Origin of the sequence: Pseudomonas sp. AU12215 (assembly GCF_001675465.2) — a bacterium.
Taxonomy (GTDB): domain Bacteria; phylum Pseudomonadota; class Gammaproteobacteria; order Pseudomonadales; family Pseudomonadaceae; genus Pseudomonas; species Pseudomonas nitroreducens.
In genome coordinates, this window is record NZ_MACM02000009.1 from 1 (window position 1) to 21,419 (window position 21,419).

Annotated in this window: 18 protein-coding genes; 8 read left to right on the forward strand and 10 right to left on the reverse strand. The window is 66.8% G+C overall.

What is annotated here, in order from left to right; all coding sequences use genetic code 11:
- On the reverse strand, positions 1–1,845 hold a 1,845-nt coding region (locus A9513_RS03270), incomplete at its 3' end, for a retention module-containing protein (protein ID WP_176707208.1).
- A gap of 338 nt (positions 1,846–2,183) precedes the next feature.
- On the opposite strand from A9513_RS03270, the gene A9513_RS03275 reads away from it, so the two are divergent.
- The 3 genes from A9513_RS03275 to A9513_RS03285 are packed head-to-tail and all read left to right on the forward strand — an operon-like array spanning position 2,184 to position 7,071.
- The gene (locus A9513_RS03275) at positions 2,184–3,533 is read left to right on the forward strand and encodes a TolC family outer membrane protein (RefSeq protein WP_037016421.1); all 1,350 of its coding nucleotides are present in this window, start codon (positions 2,184–2,186) and stop codon (positions 3,531–3,533) included.
- Positions 3,534–3,554: 21 nt separating this feature from the next.
- The gene (locus tag A9513_RS03280; protein ID WP_037016425.1) at positions 3,555–5,711 is read left to right on the forward strand and encodes a type I secretion system permease/ATPase; all 2,157 of its coding nucleotides are present in this window, start codon (positions 3,555–3,557) and stop codon (positions 5,709–5,711) included.
- Complete coding sequence (locus A9513_RS03285) at positions 5,701–7,071, forward strand: HlyD family type I secretion periplasmic adaptor subunit (protein WP_024765517.1); 1,371 nt, start codon at positions 5,701–5,703, stop codon at positions 7,069–7,071. Before A9513_RS03280 ends, A9513_RS03285 begins: the two co-directional genes overlap by 11 nt.
- A gap of 66 nt (positions 7,072–7,137) precedes the next feature.
- Here the strand turns inward: A9513_RS03285 and A9513_RS03290 are convergent, their stop codons facing one another.
- The 5 genes from A9513_RS03290 to A9513_RS03310 all read right to left on the reverse strand — a co-directional run bounded on the left by A9513_RS03290 (position 7,138) and on the right by A9513_RS03310 (position 12,142).
- Positions 7,138–7,779: an NAD(P)-dependent oxidoreductase gene (locus tag A9513_RS03290; protein ID WP_065084070.1), complete on the reverse strand. Its 642-nt coding sequence runs from the start codon at positions 7,777–7,779 to the stop codon at positions 7,138–7,140.
- Positions 7,780–7,902: 123 nt separating this feature from the next.
- A complete protein-coding gene (mmsB, locus tag A9513_RS03295) occupies positions 7,903–8,787 on the reverse strand; it encodes a 3-hydroxyisobutyrate dehydrogenase (RefSeq protein WP_024765519.1) in 885 nt (294 codons plus the stop codon).
- 134 nt (positions 8,788–8,921) lie between these two features.
- The gene (locus A9513_RS03300; protein ID WP_065083958.1) at positions 8,922–10,025 is read right to left on the reverse strand and encodes an enoyl-CoA hydratase/isomerase family protein; all 1,104 of its coding nucleotides are present in this window, start codon (positions 10,023–10,025) and stop codon (positions 8,922–8,924) included.
- Between the two features lie 10 nt (positions 10,026–10,035).
- Positions 10,036–10,854 carry an enoyl-CoA hydratase gene (locus A9513_RS03305; RefSeq protein WP_065083959.1) on the reverse strand — a complete coding sequence of 273 codons (819 nt, stop codon included), beginning with the start codon at positions 10,852–10,854 and terminating at the stop codon, positions 10,036–10,038.
- A gap of 124 nt (positions 10,855–10,978) precedes the next feature.
- The gene (locus A9513_RS03310) at positions 10,979–12,142 is read right to left on the reverse strand and encodes an isobutyryl-CoA dehydrogenase (protein ID WP_065083960.1); all 1,164 of its coding nucleotides are present in this window, start codon (positions 12,140–12,142) and stop codon (positions 10,979–10,981) included.
- 122 nt (positions 12,143–12,264) lie between these two features.
- Here A9513_RS03310 and A9513_RS03315 point away from each other — a divergent pair, with 122 nt between their 5' ends.
- The 3 genes from A9513_RS03315 (at position 12,265) to ung (ending at position 14,594) form a co-directional block, all read left to right on the forward strand.
- Positions 12,265–13,185, forward strand: coding sequence for an AraC family transcriptional regulator (locus tag A9513_RS03315; protein WP_051445676.1), 921 nt, complete (start codon positions 12,265–12,267; stop codon positions 13,183–13,185).
- A gap of 95 nt (positions 13,186–13,280) precedes the next feature.
- Positions 13,281–13,847: a hypothetical protein gene (locus A9513_RS03320; RefSeq protein WP_065083961.1), complete on the forward strand. Its 567-nt coding sequence runs from the start codon at positions 13,281–13,283 to the stop codon at positions 13,845–13,847.
- 54 nt (positions 13,848–13,901) lie between these two features.
- The gene (gene ung / locus A9513_RS03325; RefSeq protein ID WP_065083962.1) at positions 13,902–14,594 is read left to right on the forward strand and encodes a uracil-DNA glycosylase; all 693 of its coding nucleotides are present in this window, start codon (positions 13,902–13,904) and stop codon (positions 14,592–14,594) included.
- 80 nt (positions 14,595–14,674) lie between these two features.
- Here the strand turns inward: ung and A9513_RS03330 are convergent, their stop codons facing one another.
- Genes A9513_RS03330 through A9513_RS03345 form a run of 4 tightly spaced genes read right to left on the reverse strand, consistent with a single transcriptional unit; the run spans position 14,675 to position 19,019 of the window.
- Entirely contained in the window at positions 14,675–16,195 is a 1,521-nt protein-coding gene (locus A9513_RS03330) for a tripartite tricarboxylate transporter permease (RefSeq protein WP_065083963.1), read from the reverse strand.
- A gap of 10 nt (positions 16,196–16,205) precedes the next feature.
- Positions 16,206–16,673 carry a tripartite tricarboxylate transporter TctB family protein gene (locus A9513_RS03335; RefSeq protein WP_038803784.1) on the reverse strand — a complete coding sequence of 156 codons (468 nt, stop codon included), beginning with the start codon at positions 16,671–16,673 and terminating at the stop codon, positions 16,206–16,208.
- 49 nt (positions 16,674–16,722) lie between these two features.
- Positions 16,723–17,700, reverse strand: a complete 978-nt coding sequence (locus A9513_RS03340; RefSeq protein ID WP_024765527.1) for a tripartite tricarboxylate transporter substrate binding protein — start codon at positions 17,698–17,700, stop codon at positions 16,723–16,725.
- A gap of 29 nt (positions 17,701–17,729) precedes the next feature.
- Entirely contained in the window at positions 17,730–19,019 is a 1,290-nt protein-coding gene (locus A9513_RS03345; RefSeq protein WP_065083964.1) for an OprD family porin, read from the reverse strand.
- A gap of 287 nt (positions 19,020–19,306) precedes the next feature.
- On the opposite strand from A9513_RS03345, the gene A9513_RS03350 reads away from it, so the two are divergent.
- A complete protein-coding gene (locus A9513_RS03350) occupies positions 19,307–19,978 on the forward strand; it encodes a response regulator (protein WP_024765529.1) in 672 nt (223 codons plus the stop codon).
- Positions 19,971–21,377 (forward strand): sensor histidine kinase, encoded by a 1,407-nt coding sequence (locus A9513_RS03355; RefSeq protein WP_065083965.1) that lies wholly within the window; start codon positions 19,971–19,973, stop codon positions 21,375–21,377. Before A9513_RS03350 ends, A9513_RS03355 begins: the two co-directional genes overlap by 8 nt.
- The last annotated feature ends 42 nt before the right edge of the window (positions 21,378–21,419 follow it).

Sequence of the window (21,419 nt, forward strand, 5' to 3'; positions counted from 1 at the left end):
GCCCTGGCCGACGTCAGTGGTCAGTTGGTAGCCGGTGACGCTGCCGTCCACGTCGCTGGCGGCCGGAACCTGGCCATTGAGAACGGTGTTCTCCTCGGTGGAGGCGGTGCCCGGCTGGGCAACCGGCGCATCGTTGGTGCCGGTGACGGTGATGGTGATGGTCTGCGGGTCRCTCAGCGCRCCGTTGTTRTCCTTCGCCTGGTARGTGAAGGTCACGTCGCGGGTCTCGCCCTGGGCGAGGCTGTCGAAGTCCTTGCCGGGRTTGAAGCTGTAGCTGCCGTCCGGATTGAARCTCAGGCTGCCGTTGCCCTGGCCGACGYCAGTGGTCAGYTGGTAGCCGGTGACGCTGCCGTCCACGTCGCTGGCGGCCGGAACCTGGCCGTTGAGCACGGAGTTCTCTTCGGTGGTGGCAGCGCCCGGCAGGGCGACCGGCGCGTCGTTGGTGCCGGTCAGGGTCACGGTAAGCGTGGCGGTGCTGGTGGCGCCGTGCTCGTCGGTGACGGTGTAGGGCACCTGCACCACCTGGGTCTCGCCCTCGGCCAGGTGCTGGTAGGCCGGGTCCTTGCCATCGAAGGTCCAGCTGCCGTCCGGCTTCAGGGTGAAGCCCGCCGGCGGGTTGCCGTTGGTGGTGAAGGTGAGGGTGCTGCCGGTGTCGCGGTCGGTGGCCACCAGTTGGCCGCCGATCACGCTGTCCTCGGTGATGCTGGCTTGGCCATCCTGGGCGACCGGCGTGTCGTTGGCGCCCTGCACGTTGATGGTGATGACGCGGGTGTCGGTAGCGCCGGACGGGTCGGTCACGGTGACGGTGAAGCTTTCGCTCGGGTTCTGCCCCTGGGGCAGGGCGTTCACCGCATTGGCGTCGACCACATAGGTGTAGCTGCCGTCGGCGTTGACGGTCAGTTCACCGTAGGCGCCCTTGGCGCTGCCGCTCCAGGTCAGGTTGGTGTCGTCGACGTCGGTGGCGGTCAGTTGACCCTTGATCTCGGCGAAGCTGTCGTTGGCGGCGGTGTCGGTGACGGTGCTGGTATAGGTGCCAGTAGCCACCGGAGCGTCGTTCACCGGGGTGATGCCGACGTTCACCACCAGGGTGCTGGTGGCGCCACGGGCGTCGGTGACGATCACGGTGAAACTGTCGGCGCCGTTGTAGTCGCCATTCGGGTTGTACTGCCAGGTGCCGTTGGGATTGAGCACCAGCAGGCCATTGGCCGGGGCCTGGCCGACGCTGTAGCTGATGGTGTCGCCATTCGGATCGCGGGCGGCGAAGGTGCCCGTGAGCAGGGTGTCCTCGGCGGTGGTGAGGTTCAGCACACCGTTGCTGCCTTCGCTGAATTCGGGCGCGAGGTTGGGCGGCAGGTCGCCCTGGCGCTCGTCGCCGGCGGAGCCACCGTTGTCCAGGCCGGCGGTGGTGTAGCCGATGTTCGGGTCGACGTGCCCGGCGGTGGCATCGAGCATCACGAAGCTGTGACCGCCACCGACGCCGCCATTGCCACCTGCCGACGGAGCGGCACTGGGGCCCGCCGCGGTAGGTGCTAGGGCCTGGGTCGGGTCGAGGCCAGCGGCGATGGCCTTCTGCAGGTCCTCGGTGCTCGGAGCGTTGGCCGGCTGCGCGGCTGCGTGGTGCGTCTCGGCCTGCGGCAGGTCGGCGCTGCTCCACTGGCTGTCCCGGCCCAGGTCCACCAGCTTGCCCTTGCCGACGTCGAGCGTCACCGCTCCTGCGGCGCCGGTGAGCAGCTGTTCGCCCTGGTAGATGCGGTCACCTTCGACCAGGACGCGCTGGACGCCCTCGGGGGATACCGCAATCACTTGGCCGATGATGCTTTTCACGACGGCGACGACGCTGCTCATGCACTTCTCCTGGTGAGGCTTGCCTGGTTGCCGACCGGGCCGCATGGAGGTCGGCGCCAGGGGCATTCCCTTGTCTGTAAGAGCAAAAACTTGGCGTCAAAAACATGGCTTATAGCGGATGGAAATTACGTATATGCCAATGTATTGACCATTCGATTGCCATCCTAAACAATTGGCAAATCGATGTCACTTTGATATCGGGTGCTCGCGTAAAAAAAATTTAGCGTGAAATACATCACGCTTTTCGATGCTTCCTTGCAGCGCATTCGCCGGTCTTTTGACGCTATTGGCGGCAATCGAATCGCTGCGGCTATCCCATTGATAAGGATGTTTTCCTCATGCGTATGCGATTCGCTGCTGTAGTGCCCTTCGCCCTTTCATTCGTCCTGCCCGCCCACGCCGACTCGCTCAACCAGGCCATGCAGAAGGCCCTGGAGTACCACCCGGAAATCCAGGCCGGGGTGAACTCCCGACTCGCCGCGGACAAGCAGCTGCGTGCAGCGAAGGGGGGCTACCTGCCGTCCGTCGACCTGACCGCCGGTTATGGCCGTGAAGGCTCCGACAACACCACCACCCGTGGCCAAGGCGACCACTGGGAAACCCTGAACCGTGGCGAATCCAACCTCGCCCTGCGCCAGATGGTGTTCGACGGTTTCGCCACCTCCAGCGAAGTCGGCCGCCAGCAGGCCAACGTGAACTCCCGCGCCTACGCGTTGCTGGGAACCTCCGAGCGCACCGCGCTGGATGTCGCCCAGGTCTACACCGATGTGCTGCGTCGTCAGGAAATGGTTCGTCTGGCCGAGGAAAACCTGAAGAACCACCAGCGCGTCTACGACCAGATCAGCCTGCGCAGTGCCCGCGGCGTTGGTCGCCTCGCCGACCAGGACCAGGCCGAGGCCCGCCTGGCCCAGGCGCAGAACAACCTGATGACCGAGAAGACCAACCTGGCCGACGCCCGCACCAACTACTACAGCGTGGTGGGCAGCGATCCGGTGGACCTGAGCGACCCGACCGGTCTTGCCGGCCAGCTGCCGGAAGATCTGCAGGCAGCCCGTCGCCAGCTGGTGGAGAACAGCCCGATCCTGCGCTCCGCAGAATCCGACGTGGCCGCCGCCGAGAAACAGTACGACGCAGCGAAATCGACCTTCTATCCGAGATTCGATGCAGAACTTTCCCGTGGTGCCGATAACAACCTCGACGGAGAAGAAGGCCACAACAACGAATGGCAGGCCATGCTGCGCATGCGCTACAACCTGTTCGCCGGTGGCAGCAACAAGGCCGAGCTGGAAGCCAAGTCCTATGAGGCGAACCAGGCCCTGGATATCCGCAATAACGCCCTGCGCCAGTTGAACGAGGAACTCGGATTGTCCTGGAACGCCCTGAACAACGCCCGCGACCAGCTGCCGATCGCCCGCCAGTACGTGGACTACAGCACCCGCGTGCGCGAGGCGTACCAGAAACAGTTCACCATCGGCGAGCGCACCCTGCTCGATCTGCTGGACAGCGAGAACGAACTGTTCAACGCTTCGCGCCGTCTGGTCGACCTGAAGTACACCGAGCTGTTCACCCAGTACCGCATCAAGGCGACCCTGGGCGAACTGCTCAAGAGCCAGGGCGTGGTAGCACCGATGGCTGCAGTGGCTTCCGAAGACATCAAGCCGCGAGTCCAGCTGCCCGGCCTTAACTAACCTGCCCGAGAGAGCATCCGCGTGGATCAAGAAGTCAGCGCAGTACCCCTAAGCCACGATCCGCGCGGTCTGCTCGACGATCCGCTGCTGGACAGCCTGCTGACGCTCTGTCAGCTGCACCAGAAGCCGGCCAGCCGCGCCATGCTCACCAGCGGCCTGCCGCTGCCCGAGCAGCGCCTGTCCGCCGAGCTGCTGCCCCGTGCGGCGGCTCGCGCCGGCCTGCAAGGGCGCCTGTTGCAGCGCAAGCTCGGGCAGATTCCGGCCCTTGCCATGCCGGCGATGCTGCTGCTGCGCGAAGGGCGCTGCGCGGTGCTGCTGGGCTGGGAAAGCAATGGCGATGCGCGCCTGCTGCTGTCGGAAAGCGACGGCGGTGAAGTGCGCGTTTCCCGCGAGCTGCTGAGCGAGGACTACGCCGGCCAGGCCTTCTTTGCCCAGCCGCAGCACAAGTTCGACCTGCAGCATGGCGAGCTGATCCCGCGCGCCAAGAGCTGGTTCCGCGACACCCTGAAGCGCTCGCGCTGGCTCTACGTCGACGCCGTCGCTGCGAGCCTGCTGATCAACCTGATCGCCCTGGCCGCGCCGCTGTTCGTCATGAACGTGTACGACCGCGTGGTGCCCAACCAGGCCGCCGCCACCCTCTGGGTGCTGGCCATCGGCATCAGCGGCGCCTACCTGTTCGACCTGCTGCTCAAGACCATGCGCGGCCTGTGCCTGGACCTGGCCGGCAAGAAGACCGACCTGATCATCTCGGCGACGCTGTTCGAACGCATCGTCGGCATGAGCATGAAGTACCGCCCGGCGCGGGTCGGCTCGTTCGCCCAGAACATCCACGAATTCCAGACGCTGCGCGATTTCCTCAACTCGCTCACGCTGACCACCCTGATCGACATGCCCTTCACCCTGCTGATCCTGCTGGTGATCGGCATCATCGGCGGGCCGCTGGTGTTCGTCCCGCTGGTTGCCTTCCCGCTGGCCGCGGGCCTGGGCTGGCTGCTGCAGAAGCCGCTGGTGGAGACCATGAACCGCACCATGGCGCTGGCCGCCGAACGCCAGTCGAGCCTGATCGAGACCCTCGCCAGCCTCGACGCGGTGAAGGTCAACAATGCCGAGAGCGAGCGCCAGTACCTCTGGGAGCAGACCATCGGCACCCTCAGCCGCCTGGAACTGCGGGTCAAGCTGCTGTCGACCCTGGCGATGAACATCACCGTGCTGATCCAGGCGCTGGCCGGGGTCGTCATGATCATCGGCGGTGTCTACCTGATCATCGCCGGCGACCTGTCCATGGGCGGTCTGATCGCCTGCTACATGCTCAATGGCCGCGCGCTCGGCCCGCTGACCCAGCTCTCCGGGCTGATCCAGCGCTACCAGCAGGCGCGCCTGTCCATGGCCACCACCAACCAGATGATGGAGCTGCCGCAGGAGCGCAACGCCGACGAACGTCCGCTGACCCGCTCGCAACTGCGCGGCGGTATCGAGATGCGCGGCCTCGACTTCGCCTACCCGAACCAGCAGGTCGCGGCGCTGCACGGCATCAACCTGCAGATCCGCGCCGGCGAGAAGGTCGGCATCATCGGCCGCAGCGGCTCGGGCAAGAGCTCCCTGGCCAAGCTGATCGTCGGCCTGCACCAGCCCGAGAACGGCAACCTGCTGGTGGACGGCGCCGACGTGCGCCAACTGGACATCAGCGAGCTGCGCCACAACATCGGCTACGTGCCGCAGGACATCAGCCTGTTCAGTGGCACCCTGCGCGACAACCTGGTCAGCGGCGCGCGCTACATCGATGACGAACGCGTGCTGGAAGTGGCCGAGCTGACCGGCGTGAACGAGTTCGTCCGCCTGCACCCGCAGGGCTATGAACTGCAGGTCGGCGAGCGTGGCCACAACCTCTCCGGCGGCCAGCGGCAGAACGTCGCCCTGGCCCGCGCATTGCTGCTCGACCCGCCGATCCTGCTGCTGGACGAACCCACCAGCGCCATGGACAACGCCGGCGAGGAGCGCCTGAAACAGCGCCTGCAATCGATCATGGGCGAGAAGACACTGCTGCTGGTCACCCACCGCGCCTCCATGCTCAGCCTGGTGGACCGCCTGGTGATCGTCGACAAGGGACGCATCATTGCCGACGGTCCGAAGGACGTGGTCATGGATGCACTGAAGAAGGGGCAGATCAGTGTCGCTTAATCCTCTGGGCAGTATCCGCCACTCTGTCCGTGGCTATTTCAAGGGCGGCGACAACCTCTCCGGCCAGCCGCTTCCGGAAGTCAGCAAGGCGCTGATCGAGGATGCGCCGCGCGTGGTGCGCCTGACCATCTGGATCCTCATCGGCTTCGTCGCCTTCCTGCTGCTCTGGGCACACTTCGCGCAGATCGACGAGGTCACCCGCGGCGAGGGCAAGGCGATCCCTTCGTCCAAGGTGCAGAAGATCCAGAACCTGGAAGGCGGCATCGTCTCGCAGATATTCGTCCACGAAGGGCAGGTGGTGCAGGCCGGCGAGCAACTGATGCGCCTGGACCCGACGCGCTTCCAGTCCAACGTCGGCGAGACCGAGGCCGACCGCCTGGCGATGTTCCTGCGGGTGGAGCGGCTGTCTGCCGAGGTGGAAGAGCGCGCGCTGAACATCCCCGACGATGTGCGCGCCAAGGTGCCCGGCCAGGCCAGCAGTGAAGAGGCGCTGTTCCACAGCCGCCAGCAGCAGCTCAAGGACGAAACCGACGGCCTGCAGCAACAGCTGGTGCAGAAGCAGCAGGAACTGCGCGAGTTCGTCTCCAAGCAGGCGCAGTACCGCAACAGCCTGAACCTGCTGCGCCAGGAGATTTCCATGTCCGAGCCGCTGGTGGCGCAGGGCGCGATGTCCCAGGTAGAGCTGCTGCGCCTGAAACGCGGTGAAGTGGAAAACCGTGGCCAGCTCGATGCCACCACCCTGGCGATCCCGCGGGCCGAGGCAGCGGTGAAGGAAGTGGAGCGCAAGGTTGCCGAAACCCGTTCGCGCTTCCGCAGCGATGCGCTGAAGGAACTCAACGAAGCCCGCACCGAACTGAGCAAGGCCACCGCCACCGGCAAGGCGCTGGAGGATCGCGTCAGCCGCACCCTGGTCACTTCGCCGGTGCGCGGCATCGTCAAGCAGCTGCTGGTGAACACCATCGGCGGTGTGATCCAGCCGGGCAGCGACCTGATCGAGATCGTCCCGCTGGACGACACCCTGCTGGTGGAAGCGCGCATCCGTCCGCAGGACATCGCCTTCCTGCGCCCCGGCCAGCACGCCATGGTCAAGTTCACCGCCTACGACTACACCATCTACGGTGGCCTGCCGGCGGACCTGGAGCAGATTGGCGCCGACACCGTCACCGACGAGGATGGCAACAGCTTCTACCTGATCAAGCTGCGCACCCGCAAAAGCCACCTGGGCAGCGACGACAAACCGTTGCTGATCATCCCCGGCATGATCGCCACCGTGGACATCATGACTGGCAAGAAGAGCATCCTCAGCTACCTGCTCAAGCCGATTCTGCGGGCCAAGGCGGAGGCGCTGCGGGAACGGTAAGTCGAGAGTGCCTGCACAAAAAAGGGCCACCCCATCGGGTGGCCCTTTTTCTTTCTGCCGGTCAGATCAGTACGCCACGGTAAACCGCTGCTGATGATGATTGGCCTGCTCGGCCTCATCGATCATCGCCACCGCCAGGTCCGGCAGGGAAATGCGGCTCTCGCCGTTGCCATCGAACAACACCTGGTCGCCGCCGATGCGGAAGCTGCCGGTGCGGGTTTCGCCGTCGAGCAGCATCGCCGGGCTGAGGAAAGCCCAGTCGAGTTCCTTCTCGGCACGCAACTGGTCCAGCGCGTCGGCGGCGCCCAGTGCACCCTGTTTCCATTGCTCGGGGAATCCCGGGCTGTCCACCAGACGTTGGCCGGGGGCGATCTCCAGGCTGCCGGCACCGCCGAGTACCAGCAGGCGCTTCACACCGGACGCCTTCACGCCGTCAAGAATGGCGCGGCTGCCCTTGGCGTGGGCGCCACGGATATCCGGGTTGCCCCAGCCGGCATTGAATGCGCTGACCACGACGTCCTGCCCGGCCACGGCGCGGGCGACCTGGGCCGGGTCGTAGATGTCGGCCTGGACCACCTTGAGGTTTTCGCGCGCCGGCAGCTTCGCCGGGTCGCGCACCAGCGCGGTCACGCTATGGCCGCGGCGCAGGGCTTCTTCGAGGAAGTAGTGGCCAACGTGGCCGGTCGCGCCGATCAGGGCAATGTTCATGGATTCACCTTTGTGGGAGAAATCGCCGCGCGCTGGCGGCAGGTGATTCATCTTCGACCCGCCGCGGTTGTGGATAAAGCCACCCTCACGCCATGCACTCGTAAGTGTGGCTTCACAATAAGGTCAGTTATCGAAGAGTTTCTGCACCACCGAGAAGTCCTGCTCGCCATGGCCCTGTTTCACCAGCAGGCGATACAGCGCCAGTGCCAGGCTGCCCATGGGCGTGCTGTTGCCGCTGACCTGCGCCGTTTCCAGCGCCAGACCCAGGTCCTTGGTCATCAGCGACGTCATGAAGCCGCCGGTGTAGCCGCGTGAGGCGGGGGCATTCTCCATGACACCGGGCCAGGGGTTGTACACCTCCAACGCCCAGTTGCCGCCGGAGCTGCGGCGCATGATCTCCGACAGCACGGCAGGGTCCAGCCCATTGGCGGCACCGAGGGCGAGGGATTCGGCGGTGCCGATCATCAGCACGGCGAGCAACTGGTTGTTGCACACCTTGGCGACCTGCCCGGCTCCGTCGCCGCCGGCGTGGAAGATGTTCCGGCCCATGGCGGAGAACACCGGGCGGGCGCGTTCGAGCACCTCGGCGTCGCCACCGACCATGAAGGTCAGGGTGCCGGCGATGGCGCCGCCGGTGCCGCCGGAGACCGGTGCATCGAGCATGGGAATACCGCGCTCGGCCGCAGCCTGGTGGACCTTGCGTGCCGAGGCGGGGGCGATGGTGGAACACTCCAGCACCAGGGTGCCGGGGGCAATGTGCGCCAGCAGGCCCTCGTTGCCCAGGTACAGCCCCTCGACGTGCCCGCTGGCCGGCAGCATGGTGACCACCACGTCGGCGCCGTCCACCGCGTCATGGGCGCTGCGGGCGGCGCTGGCACCCTGGACGACCAGGCCGTCGATGGCGCTCTGCACCAGGTCGAACACGCGCAGCAGGTAGCCTGCCTTGATCAGGTTGGCGGCCATGGGGGCGCCCATGTGGCCGAGGCCGATGAAGGCGATGGTTTGCATGCTGGTTTCCTCCTGTTGGACCGCAGGGCACTCCAGCGCTTTTGCTCTTTGTAGGAGCGAGCTTGCTCGCGAACGGATTCGCTGCTGGGCTGGTTCGCGAGCAAGCTCGCTCCTACAGAGGACGGCAGCGGCGGCTAAAGATCCGCCAGCGGATGCTCGCCCTCCCAGGTGGCGTCGAAGTGCGCATTCACCACAGCATCAGGTATGGCAGCGATATCCGGCCAGTGCCAGTGCGGGGTGTTGTCCTTGTCGATCAGCCGGGCCCGCACGCCTTCCGGGAACTCCGGGTGGCGGCAGCAGTTCAGGCTCATCGCGTACTCCATGCGGAACACCTCGGCAGTCGACAGATGGCGTGCGCGGCGGATCTGTTCCCAGACCAGATGAGCGGTCAGCGGGCAGCCCGAGGCGAGGGTCTTCGCTCCCCGCGCGATCAGCGTGTCCTCGTCATCGGCCAGTGCGGTGAGGGCGTGCCAGGCCTCGGCGATGTTGGCGCTGTCCAGCACCGCATCCAGGCGCTCGCGGCGTGGCAGCAACTGGGCATCCGGCAATTCACCGCGGGCTTCGTTTTCCAGCGCTTGCAACAGGCTGTGCAGTTGCACGTCGGCCTGTTCGCGCCAGTTCAGTTGCACCAGGCCTTCGATCAGGTCTTCCTGCTGGGTATCGAGCAGGAAGCGGTCGGCGAGGTCCAGGTCCAGTGCGTCGCGGGCGTTCATCTGCGTGGCGGTCAGGCCGAGGAACAGGCCGAGGCGGCCGGGCAGGCGGGCGAGGAACCAGCTCGCGCCGACATCCGGGTACAGGCCGATATTCACTTCCGGCATGGCCAGGCGGCTGCTGGGCGTGACGATGCGCACGCCGGCGCCCTGCATCAGGCCCATGCCGCCGCCCATCACGTAGCCGTGGGCCCAGCAGATCAGCGGTTTGCCGTAGGTGTGGATGAGGTAGTCCAGGCGGTATTCGTCGGCGAAGAAGCGGCGGGCGAGGGCGGGAACCTCGCCGGGCTGCTCGCGGCAGGCGTCCACCAGCTTGCGCACATCGCCGCCGGCGCAGAAGGCCTTGCCGCCGTTGCCGCGCAACACCACGCAGGCGATCTGCGGGTCGTCCTTCCACGCGCGCAGTTGATGGTTCATCGCCTCGATCATCGGCAGGCTCAGGGCGTTCAGGCTCTTCTCCGCGTCCAGCGTCACCACGCCAATGCGGAAGCCGTGCAGGCCGGGGCGTTCTTCGAACATCACATTCATGGTCGGGGCCTTATTGGTTGCGCCAGTGCGGATCGCGTTTCTCCAGGAAGGCGTTCACGCCTTCGCGGGTGTCATCGGCGTCGAACAGGTCGACGAAGCGCTCGCGCTCCTCCGGCAGCCAGGTGGTCGGGCCGCGTTCGCGGGCGCCCTGGATCAGCGGCTTGATGGTGCGCACCGCCACCGGACTCTGGCGCGCGACCTTGGCCGCCAGCAGCAGGGCCGTGCCGCGTGCCTCGCCGGTGTCGACGACCTGCTCGACCAGGCCGATGCGCAGCGCCGTCTCGGCATCCACGCGCTCGCCGCAGAGGATCATGCGCTTGGCCCAGCCTTCGCCCACCAGCCACGGCAGCGCCTGGGTGCCGCCGGCGCAGGGCAGCAGGCCCACGGCAGCTTCGGGCAGGGCCATCTGTGCCTGGCGCTCGGCGATGCGGATGTCGCAGGCCAGCGCGCACTCCAGGCCGCCGCCCATGGCGTAGCCGTTGATTGCGGCGATGGAGACGCCACGGAAGTCGCGCAGCGCCTCGAAGGCTTCGCCGAAGCGGCGGGCCATCTCGCGGGCGCGGGCCTTGTCGCCGTCGGCGAACATGTTCAGGTCGGCGCCGGCGGAGAAAAATTTCGGCCCCTGCCCAGTCACCACCAGGGCGTAGATGTCGTCGTCGCGGTTCAGGTGCTCGATCACCTGGCGCAGGCCGATCAGCGAGTCGCGGTCCCAGGTGTTGGCCGGCGGGTGGTTGATGGTGATCAGTGCGGTGTGGCCGTGCTTTTCCACCGTCAGCTTGTGGGTCAGGTCGAAGACTCCGGGCTTGTAGGGCTCGAGGGCGTTGCTCATGGGCATCTCCTTGGCGGTCTTGGGCATGGACTCTAGGTGCGCGCGGCAGGGCGCGTCCATGTCCGATCTGTTCGATTGCGCCCGCGCAGGCGGGCGGTTTTTCCAGTGATTGGTGGGGTGCGGATCAGAGCAGACGATCCAGCATCCCACCCTGCTCCAGCAGCCGGCGGGCAACGATCACCCGCATGATCTCGTTGGTGCCTTCCAGGATCTGGTGCACGCGGCTGTCGCGCACCCAGCGCTCCAGCGGGTAGTCGTTGAGGTAGCCGTAGCCGCCGTGTAGTTGCAGCGCCTCGTTGCACAACACAAAGCAGCGGTCGGTGGCGAAGCGCTTGGCCATGGCGCAATACAGCGTCGCCTCGCCGTCCTTGTGGTCCAGCTTGTGCGCGGCCAGGCGCACCATCTGCCGGCTGGCGGTGAGGTCGGTGAGCATGTCGGCGAGCTTGAACTGCAATGCCTGGAACTCGGCCAGCGCCTTGCCGAACTGCTTGCGTTCCTCGACGTAGCGCAGCGACTGCTCCAGCGCCGCCTGGGCCGCGCCGAGGGAACAACTGGCGATGTTCAGGCGGCCGCCGTCCAGGCCCTTCATGGCATAGACGAAGCCCTGGCCTTCCGGCCCGATGCGGTTGCCGGCGGGAATGCGCACGCCTTCGAAGGTGATGGTGCGGGTCGGCTGGGCCTTCCAGCCCATCTTGTCCTCGTTGCGGCCGTAGCGGATGCCTTCGGCGTTGGCCGGCACCAGGAAGCAGGAAATGCCCTTCGCGCCTTCCTCGCCAGTGCGCGCCATGACGATCAGCACGTCGGTGCTGCCGGCGCCGGAGATGAAGGTCTTGGCGCCGTCGAGCACGTAGTCGTCGCCATCCCGCCTGGCGCGGGTGCGCAGGCGCGCGGCGTCGGAGCCGGCGTCGGGTTCGGTAAGGCAATAGGAGGCCAGCAACTCGCCGCCGATCAGCCCCGGCAGCCATTGCTCCTTGAGCGCGGCGTCGCCGAAGCTGGCGAGCATCCAGCTGGCCATGTTGTGGATGGTCATGTAGGCGGTGGTGGCGACGCAGCCGGCGGCCAGTTGCTCGAAGATCAGCGAGGCGGACAGCCGCGACAAGCCCAGGCCGCCGTCCTCTTCGGCGATGTACAGGCCCAGGTAGCCCTGTTCGGCAGCGCGACGGATGACCTCCACCGGGAAGTGGTGCTGGCGGTCCCAGTCGGCGGCGTGGGGCGCCAGTTCGCGGCTGGCGAAGGCGCGGGCGCTGTCCACCAGCAGGCGTTGTTCTTCGGACAGATCGAAATGCATGCAGCTACCTCTGTTTATTCTTGTCGGCTACAGCGGCGTGCGTGGCGGCACGCGTTCTTTTCGCTTGGAGACTTCCGGTTATAGCGGTTGCGCCCGCGGCTGTGGATTGACGATCTTGGGCAATGGATGGACGATCTTGGCATTGCCGATTCCGGAGGCCAGCCGTGTCCCGCCCGCTCATTTCCACCTGGCCGCTGCCACAGCAGGGCGTGCGCTTCATCACTCCGCCACGCCTGCGCCGCGCGCTGGACCGCCATCCGCTGGGGCAGGCCTGCTATCCACTGGCCCTGGGCTACTACCCGGCAGCCGTGGGGCACCGCATGGAGCGGGACAGCCCGGACGATCACCTGCTGATCTACTGCAGCGCCGGGCAAGGCTGGCTGGAAACAGCAGATGGACGATTCGAGGTCTCCAGCGGTGACCTGCTGGTGCTGCCCAAGGGCCGTGCCCATGCCTATGGCGCCGATCCGCAGCGGCCCTGGTCGATCTTCTGGGTGCACCTGGAAGGCCGGCTGGCGGAGGATTTCCTCCGCCCGCTGGGCAAGTCGCCGCGCCTGCGCGTGGGTGTGCAGCCACGCCTTCTGGGCGAGTTCGACGCACTGTTGGCCCTGCGCCGCCAGGGCCTGAGCCTGCCGCACTTCATCCATGCCGCCCATCTGCTGCAGAGCCTGCTGACTTCCCTGGCCCTGCGCCCGGCGCGGGCGCGGCTGAAGTCCGGCCGGGTGCTGGACGTGGAGGCAGTGCAGGCGATGATGCGCGAGCATCTGCACGACGCGCTGAACCTCGACGAGCTGGCCGCGCAGTTCCGCCTGTCGCGCTTCCACTTCGCCAAGACCTACCGCGCGCTGACCGGCCAGGCGCCGATCCAGGATTTCATCCGGCTGAAGATGACCCACGCCTGTCGCCTGCTCGACCAGGGCAACCTGGAAGTGCGCCAGGTCGCCGAGCAGCTGGGCTACGCCGATCCGTACTACTTCTCGCGGCTGTTCAAGAGCGTGGTAGGCATGGCGCCCAGTCACTACCGGGCGCTGCATACCGGTTGAGCCTGACGCGCGGCGTCTACCGGGATGGCGTGTGACACCGTGCAGATCGAGTCGAGGCTCGCTAGTCTGCGGCGACGACAATAAAGGAATGCCCCATGCTGCCCGTGATCGCCGAACTGCTGCTGACTCTGGCCTGCTGCATCGCCGCCTGGCTCGCCCTGCGCGAGCAACAGGGTTGGCGGGCGTTGGGCTTCGTGTCGATGGGCGCTGCGGCGTTTCTCGGGGCGCTGGAGTACGGTGGCGCCACGGTGCTGGCCGAACCCCATCATCTGGCGAGCGTGCTCTCCGGTGCGGTCGGCTTGCCGCTGATCGCGCTGGGGCGGCTCTCCGGTTCGCCCTTGCAGCGCGCGCTGGTGTTGCTGGCGTGCATGGCGCTGGTGATGCTGCCGTCCCAGGCCACGCTGCTGACCAACCTCGTTGCACTTCTGGTCATCGCCTGGCCGGGGCGCTCGCGGCGACATCTGCTGGCCCTGCTCGGCGCGCTGCTGTTCATCGGCAGCGGCCTGCTGATCGGTACCCGCGGTGAACTGGCCGGTGTGCCACGCCGTGAGCTGTTTCATCTGGGGCTGACGCTTGCCGTGGTGGTGTGGACGCTCGCCGGCCTGGGCAGCGGTGTGCCGCGTTTGCCGGGTGGGTGGGCGGTGCGGCGCAAGGCGCCTTGACTTGACCGGGGCGCTTGCTTAGCGTGCCGGTTCGTTTCACCAGGCAGACGCACCATGACCAACGAAGATCGGATCAAGCTGGAACCCAGCTGGAAAGAAGCCCTCCACGAGGAATTCGAGAAGCCCTACATGAAGCAGTTGGGCGAATTCCTCCGCGCGGAGAAGGCCGCCGGCAAGGTGATCTTCCCGCCCGGCCCGCTGATCTTCAACGCGCTGAACACCACGCCGCTTGCGCGCATCAAGGTGGTGATCATCGGCCAGGACCCGTACCACGGCCCCGGCCAGGCCCATGGCCTGTGCTTCTCGGTGCAGCCGGGAGTGCCGACGCCGCCGTCGCTGCAGAACATCTATAAAGAACTGCAACGCGATCTGAACATTCCGATTCCCAATCATGGTTGTCTGCAGCACTGGGCCGAGCAGGGCGTGCTGCTGCTCAATACTTCGCTGACCGTGGAGCAGGCTCGCGCCGGCTCCCACGCCCAGTCGGGCTGGGGCCCGTTCACCGATAAGGTGATAGAAGTGGTCAGCCAGCGCTGTGAAAACCTGGTATTCCTGCTCTGGGGCTCCCATGCCCAGAGCAAGCAGAAGCTGATCGACGCGCAGAAGCATCTGGTGCTCAAGTCCGCGCACCCGTCCCCGCTGTCGGCCTACCGTGGTTTCCTTGGCAACGGCCACTTCAGCCGCACCAACAAGTTCCTCGAACAGCACGGCCTTCCGCCCATCGACTGGTCGCTGCCGCCGGTTTGATCGCTTACCCAAAAAGAGGCCCGCACGACGGCGGGCCTTGAAAATCGCCGCGCGTCTCGACGCGGCGAGCGTGGTTGCTTTTACGCGGCGTCAGCCAGCGCCTCGCGGGAGCGGCGGGCGCGTTTGCGCCAGGCGCGGAGCAGCGGCAGGCCGAGCATCAGCGCGACCAGTGCCCAGGTGCCGATGGCGATGGGGCTGGACCAGAGAATGCCCAGTTCACCGTTGGAGATGGACAGCGCGCGGCGCAGGTTCTGCTCCATCAGCCCGCCGAGGATGAAGCCCAGCAGCAGGGGTGAGAGTGGGAAGTCCAGCTTGCGCAGGATGTAGCCGAGGATGCCGATGGCGACCATCAGGAACAGGTCGAAGGTGGTGGCGTGCACGGCGTACACGCCGATGGCGGTGATGATCGCGATGCCCGGCACCAGCGCCCAGTTCGGCACCGAGAGGATGCGGGTGAACACCCGGACCATCGGCACGTTGAGGATGATCAGCATGACGTTGGCGATGAACAGCGAGGCGATCAGGCCCCAGACGATGTTCGGCTGTTCCTGGAACAGCAGCGGGCCGGGGGTGATGTTGTACAGGCTGAGCGCGCCGATCATCACCGCCGTGGTGCCCGAGCCGGGGACGCCGAGGGTCAGCATCGGCACCAGGGCGCCGCAGGCGGAGGCGCCGATGGCGGTTTCCGGGGCGGCCAGGCCGCGCAGGTCGCCCTTGCCGAACTTGCCCGACTCGCCCGCCATCTTCTTCTCGGTCATGTAGGCCACGGCGCTGGCGAGGGTTGCGCCGGCGCCGGGCAGCACGCCCATGATGAAGCCGAGCAGGCCGCAGCGCAGGTTGACCACCGCCACCGAGACCGCTTCCTTCGCGTTGAACAGCATGCGTCCGCTGGCCTCGACCATCTTGTGGCCGTGGTGGGTCTTCTCCAGCAGCAGGAGGATTTCGCTGACCGAGAACAGACCCAGTACCAGCACCACGAACTGGATGCCGTCGGAGACGTGGATATTGTCGAAGGTGAAGCGGTACACGCCGCTGTTGGCGTCGATCCCGACGCTGGACAGGAACAGCCCGAGCAGCGCTGCTAGCAGCGTCTTCAGCGGCCGGTCGCCGGCCAGCCCGCCCAGGGCGACGATGGCGAAGACCATCAGCACGAAGTATTCCGCCGGGCCGAAGGCGATCGCCCATTTCGCCAGCAGCGGGGCGAACAGCACCATGCCGCAGGTGGCGATGAAGGCGCCAATGAACGAGCTCCAGGCCGACAGCGACAGGGCCACGCCGGCCAGGCCGTTGCGTGCCATGGGGTAGCCGTCGAGGGTGGTCATCACGGTGGAGGCTTCGCCGGGGATGTTCAGCAGGATCGAGGAAATCCGTCCGCCGTATTCGCAACCCAGGTACACGGCGGCCAGCAGGATCAGCGCCGACTCCGGCGGCAGGCCGAGGGCGAAGGCCACCGGGATCAGCAGGGCCACGCCGTTGATCGGGCCCAGGCCCGGCAGCAGGCCGACGACGGTGCCGATCAGGGTGCCGATCAGCGCGGTGATCAGGTTGTAGGGGGTCAGGGCAACACCGAAGCCCTGGCCGAGGTAGCTCAACGTATCCATGATTCAGTCCTCAGAGCAGGGGATCGAGGATGCCCAGCGGTAGCGGGACGTCCAGGGTGCGGTCGAACAGCACGTAGAGGCCGATGGCGAGCAGCGTGGCAGTGACCACGCTGGCCACCGGGCGGCCGCCGTAGATCAGCGCGATGAAGGTGCCGACCAGGGCACTGGCGGGGATGAAGCCCAGCGGCTCGAACAGCCCGGCGTAGACCGCGAGCAGCGCGACGCAGAGCACCACCTTGGCCAGCAGCGCGCCTTCCAGCGCGGGCTCGTCGTCCTCGCGCTTGATCGGTGTGGGCCGCACGATCAGCCAGGCGAGGCCGGCAGCCATCAAGCCCAGGCAGAGCAGCGGATAGGCGCGCGGGCCGACCGGTTCGTAGGAGAAGGGCGCCTGCAGTTGCCAGGCGATCAGGGCGAAGGCGACGCAGGCGAACAGCCAGGCGCCGGCGAACAGCCGCTGGAAGAGGCTGGTACGGGACATGGGGAGTCTCCTGGCGCCGCCTTCGTTGAAGGCGGCGCCGCACGGGGCGTTACTGGATGAGGCCGAACTCGCGGGCCAGCTGCTTGTACTGGGCGACCTGCTGCTTCACGTAGGCGTCCAGCTCCGGGCCGGTCATGGCGAAGGGGAACAGCTCGCGCTGGTCGCGCAGCTTGGCGAAGTCCTCGGAAGCCAGCAGCTTGTCGAAGGAGGCCTTCCAGAACTGGTAGTCCTCATCGCTCACCTTCGGCCCGACGTAGAAACCGCGCACCACCGGCCAGACGATGTCGAAGCCCTGCTCCTTGGCGGTGGGGATGTCGGCCATGCCTTCATCCTTCAGGCGCTCCTCGGCGAACACCGCGAGGATGCGCATCTTGCCGGCGCGGATGTGCGGCATGGAGTCGGAGATATCCGTGCTGCCCACCTGGATATGCCCGCCCAGCAGCGCCGTGGCGATCTCGCCGCCGCCCTCCAGGGCGACGTAACGCAGCTGCTTCGGATCGATGCCGGCGGCCTTGGCGATCAGCGCGGTCTGCATCCAGTCCTGGCTGCCGACGGTGCCGCCGGAGCCGATCACTACCTTGCCCGGGTCGGCCTTGAGCGCAGCGACCAGGTCGCCGAGGTTCTTGTACGGCGAGTCGCTGGGCACGGCGATGGCGCCGTAGCTGGTGCCCACGGCGGCCAGCCATTTCACGGCGTTTTCGTCGAAGCGGCCGAACTTGCCCTGGGCCAGGTTCAGCAACGAGCCGCTGGAGAAGGCGGTGATGGTGTTGCCGTCGGCCGGACGCTGGGCGACCACCGCGTTGTAGGCCACGGCGCCGACACCGCCGGGCATGTAGGTGACACGCATCGGCTTGGTCAGCAGCTTCTCGTCCACCAGGGCGCTCTGCGCCAGCTTGCAGGTGAGGTCGAAGCCGCCGCCGGGAGAGGCCGGGGCGATGCATTCCGGGCGCTTGGGCTCGGCCATCAGTTGGCTGGCCGCGAGCAGGGTGGCGCCGGCCAGGGTCAGGTTGCGCAGGACGGTGGACATGGTGCGATGCCTCTCTTGTTGTTGTCGGTTTACCAGATCGCCAGGGAGTAGCTGAGGTAGATACGCGTCTCGTCGGCGTCCCGCGCGAAGCTCGAACGGTAGGTGGCGTTGCGCACGCGCACTGCCACGTCCTTGAGCGGGCCGCTCTGGATCACGTACTTGATGTCGGTGTTGCGCTCCCATTCCTTGCCGTGACCGTCCATGCCGTTGATTTTGGCATTGTCGCCGCTGATGTAGCGATTCATCAGGGTCAGGCCGGGGATGCCGAGGCCGGCGAAGTCGTAGTCGTGGCGCACTTGCCAGGAGCGCTCGTCGGTCTCGGCGAAGTCGCCGACCTGGACGAAGTTGACGAGATAGGGGTTGCTGCCATCGACGTAGGGGAAGGCGCTATCGCCGCTCATCTGCTGCCAGCCGAGGCTGAACTTGTTGGCACCCAGGGCGTAGCCGAGCATGCCGTTGAAGGCGCGGTTGTCGATTTCGCCGCCGCGCGCCTCGCCCTGGTCGTCGCTGATGGCCAGGCGCACATCCGCGCTGAACTTGCCTGGGCCCAGCGGATAGGCGGCGAGCAGGCCGACGAAGTGCTGGCGGTAGACCTCGTCCAGCTGCGCGTAGTGGTAGCGGCCGGTGAGGTGGTCGGTGAACTTGTAGTCGCCGCCGGCCAGGTCGTAGTGCTTGCCTTCGGCGCTGCCGCCGGAGAAGCGGCGGTTCTTGTTGTTCAGCGCAAGGTCGGTGTAGTCGGTGGAGTCGCGGTCCTTCACTTTCTCCAGACGCCCGCCGGTGAAGTTCAGGCCCGGCAGGTCGGTGGAGTTGAGCAGGCCGCCCTCGAAGGTCTGCGGGAACAGGCGGCTGTCGTTGGGCTGCAGGGTGGGCAGGTCGGGAATCAGGCTGCCGATCTTCAGCTCGGTCTCGGAGGCCTTGAACTTGGCGGTCAGACCCAGCTTGCTGTATTCGTCGGCGGCGCGGCCGTCGTCATGGGTGGGCAGCAGGCCGGTGCCGGTGCGGTCCGGCGAGGAGTCGAGCTTCAGGCCGAGCATGCCCATGGCGTCGAGGCCGACGCCGATGGTGCCGGGGGTGTAGCCGGACTGGAAGTCGAGGATGAAACCCTGCGCCCATTCTTCGCGCTTGGACTGGCCGGCGCCGTCGCGAAAATCGCGGTTGAAATAGATGTTCTGGGTGCTGAGCGTGGCGCTGCTGTCTTCGACAAAGCCGGCGGCATCGCACAGCGGCGCGACCCCGGCGAAAGCCAGCAGGGCGGGTGTCAGACAGCGGGAGTTGGGCTTGGCAAAAGCCGGTGCAGCCAAAGGCTGGGCGGTGGGCATCTGTGGTCTCCGTTCTTGTTGTTGTCGCGAAAGGGCACCACGCCGCCTTCCGCTCTGTTGACGGTCTTTGCCGTCGTCGAGTCCGCTGCTCCCGCCGTTGCGCCTGGGCAGTCGGCGCTGAAAAGAACGGGGTTGGGAGGCGGCTCGTCGGCGATGCTAACGGGCTAAGCTTTCGCCAGGCTTTCAGTCTCCTTTCACAGTGATTTCAGCGAATTTCCCCCATTCACAGCGGCTCGCGGATGGGTAAACTGCCGGCCCGAACCTGTAGTCCGAAGGGGTAGTCCCACGTGCGAATCCTCTTGGTTGAAGACCATCCGCAGCTTGGCGAGAGCGTCGCCCAGGCGCTCAAGGGCGCGGGTTGGACGGTGGACCTGCTGCAGGACGGCGTGGCCGCCGACCTGGCCCTGGCCAGCGAGGACTACGCCCTGGCCATCCTCGATGTCGGCCTGCCGCGGCTGGACGGTTTCCAGGTGCTGGCGCGCCTGCGCGAGCGCGGCAAGACGCTACCCGTGCTGATGCTTACCGCCCGTGGCGAGGTGCGTGACCGTGTGCACGGCCTGAACCTGGGCGCCGACGATTACCTGGCCAAACCCTTCGAACTCACCGAGCTGGAAGCGCGGGTGAAGGCCCTGCTGCGCCGCAGTGTGCTCGGCGGTGAACAGCAGCAGCGCTGCGGCGAACTGGTCTACGACCTTGGCGCGCGGCGCTTCACTCTCGCCGAGCAGGCGATGAACCTCACTTCCCGCGAGCAGGCCGTGCTGGAGGCGCTGATCGCGCGACCGGGGCGGGTGATGAGCAAGGAACAACTGGCGGCGCAGGTGTTCGGCCTGGACCAGGATGCCAGCGCCGATGCCATCGAGATCTACGTGCATCGCCTGCGCAAGAAGCTCGAGGGCAGCTCGGTGCGTATCGTCACCTTCCGTGGCCTGGGCTACCTGCTGGAAGCCCAGGATGGCTGAACGGCGCTGGCGCTTTCCCGGCACGGGCAGCCTGCGCGGGCGGCTGCTCTGGCGCCTTGGCGGCCTGCTGCTGGTGCTGCTGCTGATCGGCAGCGCGGCCACTTACTGGCGCGCCCGGCATGCGGCCGACATCGCCTATGACCGCACCCTGCTGGCGTCGGCGCGGGACATTGCCGATGGCCTCTACGCCAGCGACGGCACCCTGCGCGCCAACGTGCCCTACGTGGCGCTGGACAGCTTCGAGTACGACAGCGCCGGGCGGATCTTCTACCAGGTGATCGACCCCCAGGGGAAAATGATCTCCGGCTACGAGAACCTGCCGGCACCGCTGCCGACCACCCCGCGCACCGACGATTACCCGGCGCTGGCCAAGTTCTATGACGCCACCTACGAAGGGCAGGGCGTGCGGGTGGTCAGCCTGTTGCAGCCGGTGAGCCAGCCGACGGTCAACGGCATGGCGGAAATCCGCGTCGCCGAAACCATGGGCGCGCGGGAGCGGCTGGCGCGCAACCTGCTCACCGACACCTTGCTCAACCTGGCGCTGTCGGCCATCGCCGCGCTGATGATGGTCTGGTACGCGGTGAGCGCCGGCCTTCGCCCCCTGGATCGCCTGCGCGAAGCGGTGGAGGAACGCCAGCCGGACGACCTGCGCCCGCTGCCGGAAGTCCGTGTGCAGAAGGAACTGCGCCCATTGGTGGCGGCGCTCAACCACTTCACCGTGCGTCTGCGCGGGCTGTTCGACCGGCAGTCGCAGTTCATCGCCGAGGCGTCCCACGAACTGCGTACGCCACTGGCCGCGCTCAAGGCGCGGTTGGAGCTGGGCCTGCGCGAGGAGAACCCGCAGCAATGGCGCACGACGCTGGTCGAGGCCGTGCAGAACACCGACCGGGTGACCGGGCTGGCCAATCAGCTGCTGTCGCTGGCTCGCGTCGAAAGTGGTGCCCGCGCCATTGCCGAAGGAGCAGGGGAACGCATCGAACTGGGCCAACTGGCCCGCGAACTCGGCCTGGCGCTGGCGCCCCTGGCTTATTCGCGCGGCGTGGCGCTGGCGCTGGAAGCGGATGAACCGGCCTGGGTGAAGGGCGACCCGACGCTGCTCAACGAACTGCTCAGCAACCTGGTGGATAACGCCATCGCCCACGCTCCGGCAGATGGCAACGTGATCATCCGCGTGCGTTCGCCGGCAGAACTGGAGGTCGAGGACGATGGTCCCGGCATCCCGCCGGAAGAGCACGACAAGGTCTTCCGCCGCTTCTACCGCCGCCGCCAGCAGGGCACCGGCCTGGGCCTGGCCATCGTCGGCGAGATCTGCAGCGCGCATCGTGCCCGCATCGAGTTGGGCCAGGGCGAGCTGGGCGGGCTGCTGGTGCGGGTGACCTTCCCGGCGGAAAACGCCTGAGCCAGAAACACGAAACCCGCCGGCAAGGGCGGGTTTCAGCGC

Bases quoted from the DNA above. Each gene is read 5' to 3' on its own strand.
- A9513_RS03275 (WP_037016421.1), top strand. From the start codon at position 2,184: ATGCGTATGCGATTCGCTGCTGTAGTGCCCTTCGCCCTTTCATTCGTC.
- A9513_RS03290 (WP_065084070.1), bottom strand. From the start codon at position 7,779: ATGAACATTGCCCTGATCGGCGCGACCGGCCACGTTGGCCACTACTTC.
- mmsB (WP_024765519.1), bottom strand. From the start codon at position 8,787: ATGCAAACCATCGCCTTCATCGGCCTCGGCCACATGGGCGCCCCCATG.
- A9513_RS03300 (WP_065083958.1), bottom strand. From the start codon at position 10,025: ATGAATGTGATGTTCGAAGAACGCCCCGGCCTGCACGGCTTCCGCATT.
- A9513_RS03305 (WP_065083959.1), bottom strand. From the start codon at position 10,854: ATGAGCAACGCCCTCGAGCCCTACAAGCCCGGAGTCTTCGACCTGACC.
- A9513_RS03310 (WP_065083960.1), bottom strand. From the start codon at position 12,142: ATGCATTTCGATCTGTCCGAAGAACAACGCCTGCTGGTGGACAGCGCC.
- A9513_RS03315 (WP_051445676.1), top strand. From the start codon at position 12,265: ATGGATGGACGATCTTGGCATTGCCGATTCCGGAGGCCAGCCGTGTCC.
- A9513_RS03320 (WP_065083961.1), top strand. From the start codon at position 13,281: ATGCTGCCCGTGATCGCCGAACTGCTGCTGACTCTGGCCTGCTGCATC.
- ung (WP_065083962.1), top strand. From the start codon at position 13,902: ATGACCAACGAAGATCGGATCAAGCTGGAACCCAGCTGGAAAGAAGCC.
- A9513_RS03330 (WP_065083963.1), bottom strand. From the start codon at position 16,195: ATGGATACGTTGAGCTACCTCGGCCAGGGCTTCGGTGTTGCCCTGACC.
- A9513_RS03335 (WP_038803784.1), bottom strand. From the start codon at position 16,673: ATGTCCCGTACCAGCCTCTTCCAGCGGCTGTTCGCCGGCGCCTGGCTG.
- A9513_RS03340 (WP_024765527.1), bottom strand. From the start codon at position 17,700: ATGTCCACCGTCCTGCGCAACCTGACCCTGGCCGGCGCCACCCTGCTC.
- A9513_RS03345 (WP_065083964.1), bottom strand. From the start codon at position 19,019: ATGCCCACCGCCCAGCCTTTGGCTGCACCGGCTTTTGCCAAGCCCAAC.
- A9513_RS03355 (WP_065083965.1), top strand. From the start codon at position 19,971: ATGGCTGAACGGCGCTGGCGCTTTCCCGGCACGGGCAGCCTGCGCGGG.